Raw genomic sequence first — 15,996 nt, 5'->3', positions numbered from 1 at the left:
GCTCCCACATTGGATCGGCGTTCGCCATAGAAATAAGGGCAATCTGTGCTAACCACCCAAGCCTTCCCGACCATCCGCGCCATCCAGCGCGATGCCTGGAACGACTGTTTTCCCGGTGCCCTGGAGGATTGGGACTATTACCTGGCCGTGGAAAACGCCGCCATCGATGACTTTCAGTGGCGTTACCTGGCGGTCTACGAGGAACAAACCCTGGTGGCTGTGGCTGCCGCGTTCATCACCCATTATCGCCTCGACACCACGGTGTCGGGGGCCGGCAAGCGCTTGACCGAGCGCCTGGACCGGCTGTGGCCGGGTGTTTTGCAACTGGCGTTATACGCCATCGGTTCGCCGGTGGCTGAGCGCTGTGACGCCGGGGTCGCCAGCCATGTGCCCGAGGCCCGGCGCCCGTTGTTGCTGCAACAGTTGCTGGCGGCTGCGCGTGGCGATGCCGATCAGTTCGGTATCGGGTTGGTGGCGGTCAAGGACGCGCCGAGCAACGACCCGGATTGGGTCGATAGCTGCCGCGCCGCGGGCTTTCAAGCTATGCCGAGTCTGCCGACTGGTGTGTTGCCGCTGCCCTACGGTTCGGTGGACGCGTACCTGGGTTCGCTGGGCAAATCCACGCGCAAGGACCTGCGCCGCAAGCTGCGCGCACCGGGGCCGCGGGTCGAGTGGCGCCGTAATATCGATGACGTGCTGCCTGAGGTCATGCGCCTGTATGAAGCGACGCTGACGCGCGCGGACCTGCAGTTCGAGCGCCTGCCCGCCGGTTACTTCACCCAAGTGCTCGAACAACTCAACGAGCGGGCGATCTGTGTTCTTTACTGGGTGGGCGAACACCTGGTGGCGTTCAACCTGATCCTGCTGGACGAGCATCGGCTGGTGGACAAGTTCTTTGGACACGACATCCAGTTCAGCCGCGAATACAACCTCTACTTTCGCAGTTGGCTGACCAATGTCGACTATTGTATTCAACACAAAATCCCGCTGTACGAGTGCGGCCAGGCCGGGTATGCCAGTAAACTGCGCCTGGGGTGCGAGTTCCAGGGCAACAGCCTGTTCTTTCGCCACCGCAACCGGCTGGTCAACGGCTTGCTCAAGCTTGTAAAACTGTTTATTCGACCGGATCGTTCCGACCCTGCCATGGCTGCTGCGATAAGCGAAACCTGATGATCACCAAGACCCGCCAGAAAGCCCGCCCCTTTGCCATTTCGCGTTGGAGCGTCCAGCGCAAGCTGGTGCTGGCGTTCTGGCTGGTCAGCGTTATTCCGACCATGATCGCGGCCGAGCTGGCTGCCACCACGCTGTCGCAGATTTTCGACAGCAACGTACGCATCTGGCTGCAAGAGTCGACCAAGATCGTCAAGGACGAGATCGGCGACATCCTTCATGACAACGCGCGCATGGCCAAGCTGTTCCTGCGCTACACCAGCCCGCCGTCGTCCAAACAAGCCGCCAAGCATGACCGGCTGACCGCCGATATCGCCGAGGCTACCGATATCGACGTGGTAGCGCTGATTCGCACCAGTGACCATAAAGTGGTGTTCAGCACGGCCGCCGATGACATCGTCAGGCAGATCAGCCTGACCAGCAACGCGGTGCTGCAGACCGTGCAAGTCGCCGGGGTTAGCACCGGCCTGGTGGTGTCGACCTTCGAAACCAGCCGTGACGGCGTTGACTACCTGCTGTTGGTGGCGACCTACCTGGATAGCAGTTTCCTTACCAGCGTGGCCGATGTGCACTCCCTCGACCTGCGTCTTTACCTGGCCAACCCTGCAGGCTTTTCTGAAATTTTTTCCACCCAGCGCTTCGAGAACCACCCGTCGCGCATCCCGAAAAACGTCGAGGCTGCACTGCGCAGTACCAAACAACCCAGCGAGCAGTTCACCAACCAGTACAGCGGCTTGTATTGGCCGATCTTCAACGATGCGGGCGAGCTGCAAGGGGTGATCTTCAGCGGACTGCTGCGCCATACCAGCCTGGTGGGGCTGGTGAACCAGAGCAACCTGTTCGTGCTGATCTTCCTGCTCAGCTCGGCGCTGTCCCTGGCAGCCGGGTTGCTGGTGTCGCGGCGCCTGACCAAGCCGCTGCGGGACTTGTCCGAGGGCGTGGACGCGGTGATTTCGGGCAATTACACGCACCGCGTGATGGTCAGCGGCGGTGACGAACTGGCGCAATTGAGCAGCACCTTCAACCATATGACCGAGCGCCTGGGTGAATTGCATCACCTCGAAGCCCAACTGCGCCGACGTGATCGCCTGCATGCCCTGGGTGAAGTCGCCATGGGCCTGGCCCACGAAATCCGCAACCCGCTGGGCATCATCAAGACCGCCACCCAACTGTTGCACCGGCGCGCCGACCTCGCGGATACCGACAAGCGCCATCTGGAATATGTTATCAGCGAGGTCAGCCGCATCAACGACCTGATCACCGAGTTCCTCGACTTCGCCAAGCCCAACCCACCGATCCGCGTGTTGCAGCCGGCCCGCACATTGGTGGAAGAGATCCTCGGTTTCTGCAGCCCGGAACTGAGCAGCCACAACATCGATGCCCAGATTGACGACCAGGCGCCCGACGCCACCATCTACGCCGACGCCAAGCAGCTCAAGCAGGCCTGCCTCAACCTGATTCTTAATGCTATCGATGCGATGCCCGAAGGCGGGCGCCTGACCCTGGGGATCCGCAGCGTCGGCGACAACACAGTGATCAGCATCGCCGACACCGGCCAGGGCATTGCCGCGGATATGGTCGAGCGCATCTTCACGCCATTCGTCACCACCAAGGCGTCGGGCACCGGGCTGGGCCTGGCCAAAGTCTATTCGATCATGGAAAGTCATGACGGCAGCATCGAATGCGCCAGCGAGAAAGATGCCGGCGCCACGTTCAGCCTGTACATTCCGGCTAACGGTGAAGACGACGGCGAAGATGAGGATGGGCATGACGCATAACGTATTAGTGGTGGACGACGAGCCCAAGCTGTGTGACCTGTTGTCGTCCGCCCTGAGCCAGAACGGCATCCAGGTGTTCAGCGCGGGCAATGGCCTGCATGCCCTCAAGGTGCTGGGGGATGAGGATATCGACCTGGTCATCAGCGACTGGCGCATGCCGGGCATGGACGGGCCGGCGCTGCTTGCCGAGATCAAGCTGCGCTACCCCCAGGTGCCGGTGATCGTTATGACCGCCTACAGCACGGTGAAAAATGCCGTGCAATCGATGCGCAACGGCGCCTATGACTACATCGCCAAGCCGTTCGATATCGACGAGCTGGACATCACCGTGGCCAAGGCCCTGCAATTTCGCGACATCATGCGCGACAACGCACGCATGCGCGCCGAACTGGACGAGCATGCACAGTTTGACAGCCTGGTCGGCGACAGCCCGGCGTTCCGAAAGGTATTGCAGGCGGTGGATTCGGTACGTGACAGCAGCGCGACCATCCTGCTGACCGGCGAAAGCGGCACCGGCAAGGAAATGGTCGCCCGCGCCATCCACAAGCATGGCAGCCGGGCCGACAAGCCCTTTGTGGCGGTCAACTGCGCGGCGATTCCCGAAGGTTTGCTGGAAAGCGAGATGTTCGGGCATCGCAAAGGCGCCTTCACCGGCGCCGTGGCCGACCGGGTCGGGCGCTTCATGCAGGCGGACAAAGGCACGCTGTTTCTCGACGAAGTCGGGGATATGCCCCTGGCGTTGCAGGCCAAGATTTTGCGTGCCTTGCAAGAGCGGGTGATCGAGCCGGTGGGCGACCCGCGGGAGCGCAAGGTGGATGTGCGGGTGATCGCCGCCACCAACAAGAACCTGCTGGATGCGGTGGCCAACAAAGAGTTTCGTGAAGACCTGTATTACCGCCTCAACGTGTTCCCGATTCCGCTGCCGGCCTTGCGCGAGCGCGTGGAAGACATCGCGCCCCTGGCCCGGCACTTCGCCCAGACGTTGAGCGCCACTGCCGGCAAACGCATTACCGGTTTCAGCCCCGAGGCGTTACAGGCCATGGCGGCATATCACTGGCCGGGCAATATCCGCGAGCTGCAGAACTGCGTGGAGCGCGCGACCATCGTGGCGGCGTCGCCGGTGATCGAAGATATTGATTTGCCTGGGTATCTGTTTGCTTCCAAGCCGAGCGAGGGCGGGGTGACAGCGATTCTCAGCGACGGGCCGGGGGTGCCACGGGACCTGGATGCGGCGTTGGCAGAGGTGGAGAAGGCCTACATCCTCGCGGCGTTGCAGGAGAGCAATGGCGTTCAGGCCGCGGCGGCGCAGCGCATCGGGATTTCCGAGCGCAGCTTCTGGTATCGCCTTAAAAAGCTCGGCATCCAAGTCGACAAGATCGTCCGCTGACACACTGTGGTCCAAAAATGTGGGAGGGGGCTTGCCCCCGATGGCAGTGGGTCAGTTGAAGACTAGGTGACTGACACACCGCTATCGGGGGCAAGCCCCCTCCCACATTTTTGAACGAGTTGAGTCAGGTATGGAAGCGTACCCACACGCTGACCAGCACCGTCGCCGCCATCAACCACGCCACCGCCGCTACCGCCAGCGACGCTTCAAGCCGCATCCGATCGACCATCACATACAAGGTCGCCAAATACACAAAATACGGAATGATCGACCACATTCCAAACACGATGGTGGTCTTCAAATCTTCCACCGAACGGCCCTTGCCGACGATGTAATGGGCAATCAACGCAAAGGTCGGAAACAGCGGCACCAGCCCCGCGATGTAATAGTTCCTGGTCTTGGCCAGCGCCGCCAGGATCAATACCACCGCCGCGCCAAGGGCAGCCTTCAAAAACAGGTCCATCAGTGGCTCAACCCGTATTTCTTGACCTTGTCGAACAACGTGGTCTTGGCCATTCCCAGTTCCTGGCTGGCCTGGGTCAGGTTGCCGCCGCTGCGTTGCAGGGCGTCGCTGAGCAGGTTGCGCTCAAAGGCTTCCACTGCCTCGGTAAAGGCCAGCCCCTGGTTACCGCTGCCGGCGCCGCTTTTCTTGAAGGCGGGCAGGCCGAGGGCGAAGCGTTCGGCGACGTTGCGTAGCTCCCGCACGTTGCCCGGCCAGTCGTGGCTCATCAGGCTGGACAAGGTCTGGTTGTCGAGGTCCGGGACGCTGCGGTCGAAGCGCAGTGACGATTGCTGCAGGAAGTGTTCGAACAGCTGCAGGATGTCTTCGCGCCGCTCGCGCAGGGGCGGCAGTTCCAGGGTCACCACATTGAGGCGGTAGTACAGGTCGCTGCGGAACTGGCTGGCGCGGCTCAGTTCGTCGAGGTCGGACTTGGTGGCGGCGATAACCCGGCAATCCACCGCCACGCTCTGGTTCGAACCCAGGCGTTCCAGGGTGCGTTCCTGTAGGACACGCAGCAGTTTGATCTGCAGGTTGATCGGCATGCTTTCCACTTCATCGAGGAAGAGTGTGCCTTGGTGGGCGTGCTCGATCTTGCCGATGCGGCGCTTGCCGGCGCCGGTAAAGGCGTTGGCTTCGTGGCCGAAAATTTCGCTTTCGAACAGGTTCTCCGGCAGGCCTCCGCAGTTCAAGGCGACGAACTGGTGGGAATGGCGCCGGCTGAAATCATGCAGGCAGCGCGCGACCAACTCCTTGCCGGTGCCGGTCTCGCCTTCGATCAGCACGTTGGCCGAGGTGTCGGCGACGTTGGCGATCAGTTCGCGCAGGTTTTGCATCGCCGGCGAGCGGCCAATGATGCGGCCTTCCAACGAGTCGCGCTCGGCCAGTTGGCGACGCAACGACCAGACTTCCCGCGCCAGCCCGCGCTGCTCCAGGGCGCGGCGGGCGACTTCCACCAGGCGTTCGGGGGAGAAGGGCTTTTCCATGAAGTCGTAGGCGCCATTGCGCATGGCACCCACCGCCATGGAGATGTCGCCGTGCCCGGTGATCAGTACCACCGGCAGGCTTTTATCCAGGGCCTTGAGTCGGGTCAGCAGTTCCAGGCCGTCGATACCCGGCAGGCGGATATCGCTGATGACGACGCCGGCGAAGTTTTCGCCGATGCGATGCAGCGCCTCTTCGGCACTGCCCACACCGATGCTGGGAATGTCTTCCAGCGCCAGGGCTTGCTGGCAGCCCAGCAGCACATGGGGGTCGTCCTCGACGATCAGCACGGTGAGGTCGTCGGTCGCAGTTGTAGTGTCTGTATTCATGTCGACTCGGCTTGTTGAGTGCCCACCAGCGGCAGGCTCAGGACAAAGGCAGTACCACCACCGGCAGGGTGCTCCACGGCGAGATTGCCGCCGGTGGCCGCCGCGAGACTGGCCGATAGCGTCAGGCCCAGGCCCAGGCCCTGCTCGCCAGGCTTGGTGGTGAAGAACGGTTCGAACAAATGCTTGCGCGTCTCGGGGTCGATGCCATGGCCGTTGTCACGCACCCGCAGGCGGTATTTGCCATCGACGACCTGGCCTTCCAGCCATAGCTGCGGTGCCGGTTGCGCTTGCATCGCATCAAGGGCATTGCCGATCAGGTTGACCAGGATCTGCTCCAGGCGCGTCTGGTCGATCTGCAATTGGACGTTGATGAAGTCACGGTGCAAGGTCAACGGCAGGCCGTCCAGGCGTGCGCCCAGTACCTGGAACGCGGCGTCCACGGCCTTGCCGAGGTTGGCTTCGCCCTGGTCGTCACCGCGTCGGGCAAAGGAGCGCAGGCTGGCGGTGATGCGGCCCATGCGGTCGATCAATTCGTTGATGGCCTTGAGGTTGGTACTGGCGGTGTCCAGGGCGCCGCGCTCGAGGAAACGCACCGTGTTGCCCGACAGCGTGCGCAGGGCCGCCAGCGGTTGGTTCAATTCGTGGGCGATGCTGGTGGACATCTGGCCGATGGCCGCGAGTTTGCCGGCCTGCACCAGTTCGTCCTGGGCGTGGCGCAGGGTTTCTTCGGCCTGGCGCCGTTCGCGGATCTGGCCCTTGAGCCGTTCGTTGCTGGCGCGCAGGTCGGCGGTGCGTTCGGCAATCCGCCGTTCCAGTTGGCTGTTGGCTTCCTGCAGGGCTTCCCGGGCAGCGAGGCGGGTGGCAATGACTTTGCGCCGTTCATTCCAGGCAATCAGCAAGAAGGCCACCAGGCCAAAGGCAACGGCTACCAGGATGCCCTGGTTGATTGCGGCACGGCGCAGGTCGTTGAGCGGGGTGAGCAGGGTGAAATGCCACGGTGTGTCGTTGAGCGGACGGGTTTGCGCCAGGTAGCTGACGGCGTGCTCGTCGTTGACCACTTCGCTGTTGGCCGGGAAGGTCAGTTTCTCGGTGCCTTCGTTCAGGCGCTCACGGGCCAGGGGCTGCAGTTCGTTGAGCGTTGCCCAGTAATATTGCAGGCTGTGGGCCAGGCGTTCCTTGGTGTCTTCGCTCAGTGGGCGTACGGCCTTGAGGCGGCGGGCCGGGTCGCTGGAGAGGATGATGATGCCGTTCTCGTCGCTTACGAAAGCTTCGAGGCGGGCGCGTTGCCAGCGTTCTTCCAAGGCCTCGAGGCGGACCTTGACCACCGCGACGCCGATAATCTTGCCATGCTCTTCCAAGCCATGGGCCAGGTAATAGCCGGGTTCGCCGTTGGTGCTGCCGATGCCATAGAAGCGGCCGGGCTGGCCGCGTACGGCATTCTGGAAATAGGCGCGGAAGGACAGGTCTTCGCCCTGGTAACTGTCGGCATCGCGCCAGTTACTGGTGGCCAGCACGCGGCCGGTGGTGTCCATCACGTAGATGGCCCGGCTGCGACTGCGGCGGTTCAGGCCCTCGAGGTAAGCATTGACCGTGGTGCGGGTTTCCTGGTTCGGGTCGGCCAGCAACCGCGAAACGCTCGACTCGAGCTCCAACAGGCTGGGCAGGTAGGTGTATTTGCTCAGTTCGCTTTCGACGGTGCGGGCGTGCAGTTCCAACTGGCGTTCGCCGTTATCGCTGAGGGTGCGGATGCCATAGTACTCACTGACCCAGAAGCCGATATAGCCCAAGCCGACCATCAGGGCGATGATCAACGGCGGCAGGAAGAGTTGGCGTATCAGACGAGGCTTCACGGCAAGTGATGGCGGCGCGGCGCGATATTGATTGGGGTCGCATTTCATCACAGATGCCTTGGGTCAACCAGAGCTGCCAGCCTGTGTGGTCCAGTGTGGGAGGGAGCTTGCCCCCCCTCCCACATTGGCCCGGTTTCTACAGTAGGAGCTGTGTACTTAGCTAAGTAGTACTTAGTGCTGCAGAATTTTCTCAAGGAAGTGCTGCGCACGTTCGGAGCGGGCGCTGATGTCGCCGAAGAACTCTTCCTTCGGGCAGTCCTCGATGATCTTGCCGGCGTCCATGAAGATCACGCGGTCGGCCACTTTGCGTGCAAAGCCCATTTCGTGGGTCACGCACATCATGGTCATGCCTTCCTGGGCCAGTTGCACCATCACGTCGAGCACTTCGTTGACCATTTCCGGGTCCAGTGCCGAGGTCGGTTCGTCGAACAGCATGACGATCGGGTCCATGGCCAGTGCGCGGGCAATTGCCACACGTTGCTGCTGGCCCCCGGAGAGCTGGCCAGGATGCTTGTGGGCGTGTGCCGACAAGCCCACGCGGTCAAGCAGCTGCAGGCCTTTCTTGGTGGCTTCTTCCTTGCTGCGGCCCAGCACCTTGATCTGCGCGATGGTCAGGTTTTCGGTAATGGTCAGGTGCGGGAACAGCTCGAAGTGCTGGAACACCATGCCCACCCGCGAACGCAGTTTCGGCAGGTTGGTCTTCGGGTCGGCGATGGAGGTGCCATCGACCACTACGTCGCCTTTCTGGAACGGTTCCAAAGCGTTGACGCACTTGATCAGGGTGGATTTGCCCGAGCCGGACGGCCCGCACACCACGATCACTTCGCCTTTTTTAACCTCGGTGCTGCAGTCGGTCAGCACCTGGAAGTCGCCATACCACTTGTTGATGTTCTTGATAGAGATCATACGGCAAACCTTTTTTGCAGACGCTTGACCAGCAGCGAGGCGGAAAAGCTGATGATGAAGTAGACGACACCGGCAAAGATCAGGAACTCATTGGAGCGGCCGATGATGTCGCCGTTGGAGCGGGCGGAGTTGAGGAAGTCCACCAGGCCCACGGTGTAGACCAGCGAAGTGTCCTGGAACAGGATGATCGATTGTTGCAGCAACAGTGGCGTCATCTTGCGGAACGCCTGGGGCAGGATGATCAGGCGCATGGTCTGCCCGTAGGTCATGCCCATGGCTTGTGCCGCCGCCATCTGGCCCTTGGGAATCGACTGCACGCCGGCTCGCACGATTTCGCAGAAATACGCGGCTTCGAACATCATGAACGCCACGACGCAGGAGGTGAACGCACCGATGGGAGTGTCTTCGCCGGTGATCCAGCGCAGCACGAACGGCACCGCCAGGTAGAACCAGGTAATCACCAGCAGCAGCGGGATCGAGCGGAAGTAGTTCACATAGGCGCCGGCCACACGCGACAGCAGTTTGCTGGACGACAGGCGCATCAACGCAAGGATCGTACCCAGGATGATGCCGCCGACCACGCCCATGACCATCAACTGCAGGGTCATGACCATGCCGTTCCACAGGCCCGGGATGGCGGGGATGATGCCGCTGAAATCAAATTCCATTATTTACCCCCCACGGAGATCAGGCCGGGCACCGCGACTTTCTTCTCGACCATGCGCATCAGCAACATCAGGCTCATGTTCAGGGTGAAATAGATCAGCGTGGCCAAGGTGAAGGCTTCGAACAGGTTGGCCGAGAACTCGGCGGTCTGCTTGGTTTGCGCCAACAGTTCCATCAAGCCGATCAAGGACGCCACCGAGGAGTTCTTGAACACGTTGAGGAATTCCGAGGTAAGCGGCGGAATGATGATGCGATAGGCCTGGGGCAGCAGCACGTTCCAGTAGATCTGCGGCAGCTTGAAGCCCATGGCGCGTGCGGCGGACTCCTGGCCACGGGGCAGCGCCTGGATGCCGGTACGCACTTGTTCACACACGCGGGCGGCGGTGAACAGGCCCAGGCACACGACAACGCTCAGGTAGGCCGAGGTAGTCGGGTTAAGGTCTTGCTTGTACCAGTCCTGCAGGTTCTGTGGCAGCAGGTCGGGCACCAGGAAGTACCAGATGAACAGCTGAACCAGCAACGGCACGTTACGAAACAGTTCCACGTAGCAGGTCGCAATGCCCGATACGATGCGGTTTGGCACGGTGCGCATGACCCCCAGAATGGAGCCCAGCAGCAAGGCGATGATCCATGCCACGACAGCGATGGCAATGGTCCAGCCCAGGCCGGCGATGTACCAGTCGAGATACGTCTCGCTGCCAACGCCAGTGGACTTGAAGAACACGCCCCAGTCCCAGTTGTAATTCATTAGGGTCTCCCCTCGAGATCGATCAATGTACTAGCACCCGCTTGGGGAAGATCCTTTCCCGCCTGGCAATGAATGCCAGGCACACACGATCGGCTCGGAAACCGCCAGGTCGAGTGTTCCAAATTAAAGCCAGCAGGTAGTAACAGATGCCTGGGGGGAGTGAGCCCCCCAGGCGATAAGGTTAGTCAGGTTTTCAGATCTTTACTTCCGGTGCCGGCTTGTCGGTCGGATTCGCGATCAGTTCCTTGACCTTTTCGCTCATCGGGAAGTTGAGGTTCAGGCCTTTTGGTGGAATAGGGCTCTCGAACCATTTGGCGTAGATCTTGTTGATTTCGCCGGATTTGAACAGCCCGACGATGGCGTCATCCACGGCTTTCTTGAAGGCCGGGTCGCCTTTGCGCACCATGCAGGCATAGGCTTCAAAGGACTGCGGAGTACCGGTGATGACCCAATCGTCCGGCTTCTTGGCCTTGGCTTCTTCACCGGCGAGCAGGGCGTCATCCATCATGAACGCAACGGCACGGCCGCTTTCGAGCATCTGGAAGGATTCGCCATGGTCCTTGGCGGAGATGACGTTCATGCCCATCTGCTTGTCGGCGTTCATCGCCTTGATGATGCGCTCGGACGTGGTGCCAGCGGTGGTCACGACGTTCTTGCCCTTAAGATCGGCAAAGTCGCTGTAGGAGGGCTTGCCTTCCTTGTCTTTCTTGACCAGCAGGCGGGTGCCGATTTCGAAGATGTTGGTCGAAAAATCGACTTGCTGGGCGCGTTCGGCGTTGTTGGTGGTGGAGCCGCACTCGAGGTCCGCGGTGCCGTTCTGGATCAGCGGAATACGGGTTTGCGAAGTCACCAGGTTGTACTTGACCTTCAGGTCGGGCTTGTTCAGGTCTTTTTTCAGGGCTTCAACGACGGCCAGCTGAATGTCGTGGGAGTAGCCCACGGGTTTGCCCGAACCATCCGCGATGTAGGAAAACGGAATGGAGCTGTCGCGGTGAGCGAGAGTGATGGTGCCGGAGTCGTTGATTTTCTTCAGTGTGCCGGTGAGTTCGGCGGCGAAAACTGGAGTGCTGATCAGAGCAGCAGCAATAGCTGCGCCCAGGATATGGGGAACGATGCGCATCAATACTTCCTCGACATTTGTTTTTTTTATGAAGCCAGCTAAACGGCTCTTTTGTACAGCGAATGCCCGTGACGGCTCCTAAGGCGCCTCAGGTAATCGTCAAAGAGTGTAGAGCATGAGTCGTGCCATACCGAAAATAAAAGGTTAACTTCATGATTTATATCGGGATTAACTTTATGTTGCGACGCGGTTTTCGACGCCGGGTCCGGCAAACCGAATAGGGCGCGAGCTTGCGTTCGGAAAACCGAATGCCGCCCAGGTCATCTGCGGGAGCGAGCTTGCTCGCGAAAACGCAAAAGCGCCGCGTTTACTCTAAATAAACGCGGCGCTCTCAGGTTTCTCGCGGGCAAGCTCGCTCCGACAGTTTGGGGATGGCTATCAGGCCGCTTCGATCTTGCTACGGCTCTGTTCGACCTTCGCCAGGTAGCGTTGCACGTTGTCCTGCTCTTGCGGGGTGGTGAACAGGCCAAGCTTGGTACGGCGCCACAGTACGTCCTGCGGTTGCGTCACCCATTCTTCGGCGCACAGGTAATCAACTTCACGGCTGTACAGGCCGCCACCCAGGTGGTCACCCAGGTCGGCCAGCGATTGCACGCCCTCCAGCAGGCGCCAGGTGCGGCTGCCGTAGGTGGTGGACCAGCGGCGGGCGATTTCGCTCGGGATCCAGTCGAACTTGGCGCGGATCGCATCGGCCAGGGCTTCGGGCGTGGTCATGTTTTCACCGCCGGGCAGGCTGGCCGTGGCTGTCCAGCTTGGGCGCATCTGGGTGAAGTACGGCGCCAGCTGGGCCATGGCCGACTCGGCCAGCTTGCGATAGGTGGTGAGCTTGCCGCCGAACACCGACAGGATCGGCGCTTCGCCATTGCCGCCGGACAGCGCCAGGGTGTAGTCGCGGGTGATGGCCGACGGGTTGTCCGACTCGTCGTTGCACAGTGGGCGCACGCCGGAGTAGGTGTGGACGATATCGTCACGGCTCAGCTGTTTCTTGAAGTGCGCGTTGACCACCTTGAGCATGTAGTCGGTTTCACCTTCTGTAATCGCTACTTTCGCCGGGTCGCCGGTGTATTCGCGATCAGTGGTGCCGATGATGGTCAGGTGGTTCAGGTACGGAATAGTGAAGACGATGCGTTGGTCTTCGTTCTGCAGGATGTGCGCGTGGGCGCCTTCGTACAGTCTTGGCACGATCAGGTGGCTGCCCTGGATCAGGCGGATGCCGTAGGGCGAATCCAGCTTGAGGTCGTCCCTGATGAACTTGGCGACCCACGGGCCGGCAGCATTCACCAGTGCGCGGGCGCGGATCGAGAACAGGCTGCCATCGGCACGTTCCATGTTCATCTCCCACATGCCGTTGCTGCGATGGGCGCTGATGCAACGGGTCTGGGTATGGATGTGCGCGCCTTTTTCACGGGCAGCCATGGCGTTGAGTACCACCAGGCGGGCGTCATCCACCCAGCAGTCGGAGTATTCGAAGCCCTTGGTGATTTCGCTTTTCAGCGGGCTGTCGGCGCCGAACTTGAGGCTTTTGGAACCCGCCAGTTTCTCCCGCTTGCCCAAGTGGTCATAAAGGAACAAGCCGGCACGAATCATCCAGGCCGGACGCAAGTGCGGACGGTGGGGCAGTACGAAGCGCATCTGCTTGACGATATGCGGTGCCTTGGCCAGCAGCACTTCACGTTCGGCCAGGGCTTCACGCACCAGGCGGAATTCGTAATGTTCCAGGTAGCGCAAGCCGCCGTGGATCAGCTTGCTGCTGGCCGATGAGGTGTGGCTGGCCAGGTCGTCCTTTTCGCAAAGGAATACCGACAAACCGCGACCGGCTGCGTCTGCTGCAATGCCGACGCCATTGATCCCGCCACCGATTACGGCAACGTCATAGACTTCGGCAAGCGGTGGAGCAGGCAAGGTGGAAGGGTTCATCGGCTAGCCTCGCGATCTTTTCGTCTTGGAATTCGAACATTAATGTTCATTTGCGAAAATGGTAGCTGATAAATGCGCGCACAGCCACCCGACTTCGATTAAAAAAACTCATCGAAGGATGGGGAAAGGAAAATTTGTGAACATGAGCCTGGGGAAGACTCAAAAGATTGAGTGCTGGATAGATCGCCATCGGGAGCAAGCCCCCTCCCACATTGGTATGTGTTCACAGCTCAAAATGTGGGAGGGGGCTTGCTCCCGATGGCGGCAGTGCAGGCGCTACACGACTTCCAGCCGAACCTTATGCTCATTCAACAACTGCACTAACGCCGGCACTGGCTGCTGATCAGTCACCAGGCAGTCCACCAGGCTGATCGGCCCCAGGCGAATCATGGCATTGCGCCCGAACTTGCTGGAGTCCGCTGCCAGGATCACCTGGCGTGCATTGGCAATGATTGCCTGGGAAACCCGCACTTCCTGGTAATCGAAGTCGAGCAGGCTGCCGTCCTCGTCGATACCGCTGATGCCCACCAGGGCAAAGTCGACCTTGAACTGGTTGATGAAATCCACACTGGCCTGGCCGACCACACCGCCATCGCGGCGTACGTTGCCGCCGGTGAGCAACACATCGAAGTCGTCCTTGGCACTGAGCATCGTGGCGACGTTGAGGTTGTTGGTGATGATTTTCAGGTGGTTGTGATTGAGCAGTGCACGAGCGATGGATTCGGTGGTGGTGCCGATATTGATGAACAGCGAGGCGTGGTCGGGAATTTGCGCCGCGATGGCTTCACCGATGCGCTGTTTCTCGTCGCGCATCTGGTCTGCACGCATGGCATACGCGGTGTTCTCGACACTGGAGTCATAGGCCGCGCCGCCGTGGTAGCGGCGCAACAGATTGGCGTCCGCCAACTGGTTGATATCACGGCGGATGGTTTGCGGGGTAACAACGAATAGCTGCGCCATTTCCTCGATACTGACATAACCGCGTTCGCGGACCAGTTCGAGGATTTGTTGTTGGCGGGGAGGCAGATTCATGGGGCGTCCTTTGGGCTGCCATACAAAAGTGGCCCATGATGACGCAGGAATCCGCTCCCTGCCAGTTACAACCCTATATGGAGCTCGCGATCGGCCTATTCAGCGCCTTCGTGAGGTTCCCAATCACGGGTGCGACTCACCGCTTTTTGCCAGCCGGCGTAGAGCTTCTCTTTGGCGGCTTCGTCCAGTTGGGGGTCGAATTCGCGCTCGATCACCGCCTTGCCACGCAGTTCGTCCAGGCTGCCCCAGAAGCCACACGCCAGGCCGGCCAGGTAGGCAGCGCCGAGGGCAGTGGTTTCGCGCATTTGCGGGCGTTCGACCTGGGTACCGAGGATGTCGGCCTGGAATTGCATCAGGAAGTTGTTGGCAACCGCACCGCCATCCACACGCAGGGCCTTGAGGCGTTCGCCAGAATCTTGTTGCATTGCGTCGAGTACATCGCGGGTCTGGAAGGCAATCGACTCCAGGGCTGCACGAATAATGTGGTCCACGCGTACGCCGCGAGTCAGGCCGAACAGCGCACCACGGGCATACGGGTCCCAATAAGGCGCGCCCAGCCCGGTGAAAGCCGGGACCAGATACACGCCGTTGCTGTCCTTGACCTTGCCGGCAAAGTATTCGGTGTCGTGGGCGTCATTGATGATTTTCAGCTCGTCACGCAGCCATTGCACGGTGGAACCGCCGTTGAAGACCGCGCCTTCAAGGGCGTAGGCCACTTCACCGCGTGGGCCGCAGGCGATGGTGGTGAGCATGCCGTGCTTGGATTTCACTGCCTTGTCGCCGGTGTTCATCAGCAGGAAGCAGCCGGTGCCGTAGGTGTTCTTGGCCTGGCCGGCTTCCACGCACATTTGGCCGAACAGCGCGGCTTGTTGGTCACCGGCGATGCCGCCGATGGCGATGCCGCTCTTGGTGCGGCCATAGATTTCGGAGGAAGACTTCACTTGCGGCAGCATTTCCCGCGGCACCTCCAGAATCTCCAGCATCTTCGCATCCCACTCCAGGGTGTGGATGTTGAAGAGCATGGTGCGCGAGGCGTTGGTGTAGTCGGTGACGTGGGTCTTGCCGCCGGTAAACTTCCAGATCAGCCAGCTATCGATGGTGCCGAACAGCAGTTCGCCATTGCGTGCACGCTCGCGGCTGCCTTCAACGTTATCGAGGATCCACTTGAGTTTGGTGCCGGAAAAGTAGGGGTCGGTGACCAGCCCGGTGGTGTCGTTGATGTACTGCTCGTGGCCGTCGCGCTTGAGCTGCTGGCAGATTTCGGTACTGCGGCGGCACTGCCAGACGATCGCGTTGTAGATCGGGCGGCCGGTGATCTTGTCCCAGACTACGGTGGTCTCGCGCTGGTTGGTGATGCCAATGGCGGCGACCTGGTCATGGTGCAGGCCGGCTTGCGCCAGCGCTTCGACCATCACCGCGCTCTGGGTGGCAAAGATTTCCATCGGGTCATGTTCGACCCAGCCGGCTTGCGGGTAATGCTGGGTGAATTCACGCTGGGCGGTGCACACCACGTTGGCGTCACGATCGAAGATGATCGCCCGGGAACTGGTAGTGCCCTGGTCAAGGGCAATGATGTAGTTCTTATTCTGAATGTCGGTCATGTCAGGTGC

13 protein-coding genes are annotated in these 15,996 nt (G+C 60.7%); 3 read left to right on the top strand and 10 right to left on the bottom strand.

Annotated features, from left to right (window positions below; all coding sequences use genetic code 11):
- The first annotated feature begins 45 nt into the window (after positions 1-45).
- Genes BLU48_RS19660 through BLU48_RS19650 form a run of 3 tightly spaced genes read left to right on the top strand, consistent with a single transcriptional unit; the run spans position 46 to position 4,335 of the window.
- Positions 46-1,170 (top strand): GNAT family N-acetyltransferase, encoded by a 1,125-nt coding sequence (locus BLU48_RS19660; protein WP_057021806.1) that lies wholly within the window; start codon positions 46-48, stop codon positions 1,168-1,170.
- Entirely contained in the window at positions 1,170-2,948 is a 1,779-nt protein-coding gene (locus tag BLU48_RS19655; protein WP_057021807.1) for a sensor histidine kinase, read from the top strand. The genes BLU48_RS19660 and BLU48_RS19655 overlap by 1 nt, the downstream gene beginning before the upstream one ends.
- Entirely contained in the window at positions 2,938-4,335 is a 1,398-nt protein-coding gene (locus tag BLU48_RS19650; RefSeq protein ID WP_057021808.1) for a sigma-54-dependent transcriptional regulator, read from the top strand. Before BLU48_RS19655 ends, BLU48_RS19650 begins: the two co-directional genes overlap by 11 nt.
- A gap of 124 nt (positions 4,336-4,459) precedes the next feature.
- Here BLU48_RS19650 and BLU48_RS19645 read toward each other — a convergent pair whose 3' ends face one another.
- The 10 genes from BLU48_RS19645 to glpK all read right to left on the bottom strand — a co-directional run bounded on the left by BLU48_RS19645 (position 4,460) and on the right by glpK (position 15,987).
- Complete coding sequence (locus BLU48_RS19645; protein ID WP_057021809.1) at positions 4,460-4,798, bottom strand: GlpM family protein; 339 nt, start codon at positions 4,796-4,798, stop codon at positions 4,460-4,462.
- Positions 4,798-6,078 (bottom strand): two-component response regulator AauR, encoded by a 1,281-nt coding sequence (gene aauR / locus BLU48_RS19640; RefSeq protein ID WP_231989063.1) that lies wholly within the window; start codon positions 6,076-6,078, stop codon positions 4,798-4,800. The genes BLU48_RS19645 and aauR overlap by 1 nt, the downstream gene beginning before the upstream one ends.
- A 65-nt stretch (positions 6,079-6,143) precedes the next feature.
- Complete coding sequence (gene aauS / locus BLU48_RS19635; protein WP_057021811.1) at positions 6,144-8,045, bottom strand: two-component sensor histidine kinase AauS; 1,902 nt, start codon at positions 8,043-8,045, stop codon at positions 6,144-6,146.
- 123 nt (positions 8,046-8,168) lie between these two features.
- On the bottom strand, positions 8,169-8,903 hold the full coding sequence (locus tag BLU48_RS19630) for an amino acid ABC transporter ATP-binding protein (RefSeq protein ID WP_046071143.1): 735 nt from the start codon (positions 8,901-8,903) through the stop codon (positions 8,169-8,171).
- Positions 8,900-9,571: an amino acid ABC transporter permease gene (locus BLU48_RS19625; protein WP_057021812.1), complete on the bottom strand. Its 672-nt coding sequence runs from the start codon at positions 9,569-9,571 to the stop codon at positions 8,900-8,902. The genes BLU48_RS19630 and BLU48_RS19625 overlap by 4 nt, the downstream gene beginning before the upstream one ends.
- The gene (locus BLU48_RS19620) at positions 9,571-10,317 is read right to left on the bottom strand and encodes an amino acid ABC transporter permease (protein WP_057012160.1); all 747 of its coding nucleotides are present in this window, start codon (positions 10,315-10,317) and stop codon (positions 9,571-9,573) included. The genes BLU48_RS19625 and BLU48_RS19620 overlap by 1 nt, the downstream gene beginning before the upstream one ends.
- Positions 10,318-10,510: 193 nt before the next feature.
- Positions 10,511-11,437: a glutamate/aspartate ABC transporter substrate-binding protein gene (locus BLU48_RS19615; protein ID WP_043048814.1), complete on the bottom strand. Its 927-nt coding sequence runs from the start codon at positions 11,435-11,437 to the stop codon at positions 10,511-10,513.
- 378 nt (positions 11,438-11,815) lie between these two features.
- Positions 11,816-13,354 (bottom strand): glycerol-3-phosphate dehydrogenase, encoded by a 1,539-nt coding sequence (gene glpD, locus BLU48_RS19610; protein WP_057021813.1) that lies wholly within the window; start codon positions 13,352-13,354, stop codon positions 11,816-11,818.
- A 276-nt stretch (positions 13,355-13,630) separates the two neighbouring features.
- Positions 13,631-14,386, bottom strand: a complete 756-nt coding sequence (locus BLU48_RS19605; protein ID WP_017526345.1) for a DeoR/GlpR family transcriptional regulator — start codon at positions 14,384-14,386, stop codon at positions 13,631-13,633.
- A 95-nt stretch (positions 14,387-14,481) separates the two neighbouring features.
- Entirely contained in the window at positions 14,482-15,987 is a 1,506-nt protein-coding gene (glpK, locus tag BLU48_RS19600) for a glycerol kinase GlpK (RefSeq protein ID WP_057021814.1), read from the bottom strand.
- Positions 15,988-15,996: the final 9 nt, after the last annotated feature.

This window comes from Pseudomonas synxantha (assembly GCF_900105675.1).
In the GTDB taxonomy this organism is placed as follows: Bacteria; Pseudomonadota; Gammaproteobacteria; order Pseudomonadales; family Pseudomonadaceae; genus Aquipseudomonas; species Aquipseudomonas synxantha.
Note: the sequence above shows the minus strand (reverse complement) of the source record. Positions and strands in the feature narration are given on the sequence as shown.

Bases quoted from the DNA above. Each gene is read 5' to 3' on its own strand.
- BLU48_RS19655 (WP_057021807.1), top strand. From the start codon at position 1,170: ATGATCACCAAGACCCGCCAGAAAGCCCGCCCCTTTGCCATTTCGCGT.
- BLU48_RS19650 (WP_057021808.1), top strand. From the start codon at position 2,938: ATGACGCATAACGTATTAGTGGTGGACGACGAGCCCAAGCTGTGTGAC.
- BLU48_RS19645 (WP_057021809.1), bottom strand. From the start codon at position 4,798: ATGGACCTGTTTTTGAAGGCTGCCCTTGGCGCGGCGGTGGTATTGATC.
- aauS (WP_057021811.1), bottom strand. From the start codon at position 8,045: ATGAAATGCGACCCCAATCAATATCGCGCCGCGCCGCCATCACTTGCC.
- BLU48_RS19630 (WP_046071143.1), bottom strand. From the start codon at position 8,903: ATGATCTCTATCAAGAACATCAACAAGTGGTATGGCGACTTCCAGGTG.
- BLU48_RS19625 (WP_057021812.1), bottom strand. From the start codon at position 9,571: ATGGAATTTGATTTCAGCGGCATCATCCCCGCCATCCCGGGCCTGTGG.
- BLU48_RS19620 (WP_057012160.1), bottom strand. From the start codon at position 10,317: ATGAATTACAACTGGGACTGGGGCGTGTTCTTCAAGTCCACTGGCGTT.
- BLU48_RS19615 (WP_043048814.1), bottom strand. From the start codon at position 11,437: ATGCGCATCGTTCCCCATATCCTGGGCGCAGCTATTGCTGCTGCTCTG.
- glpD (WP_057021813.1), bottom strand. From the start codon at position 13,354: ATGAACCCTTCCACCTTGCCTGCTCCACCGCTTGCCGAAGTCTATGAC.
- BLU48_RS19605 (WP_017526345.1), bottom strand. From the start codon at position 14,386: ATGAATCTGCCTCCCCGCCAACAACAAATCCTCGAACTGGTCCGCGAA.
- glpK (WP_057021814.1), bottom strand. From the start codon at position 15,987: ATGACCGACATTCAGAATAAGAACTACATCATTGCCCTTGACCAGGGC.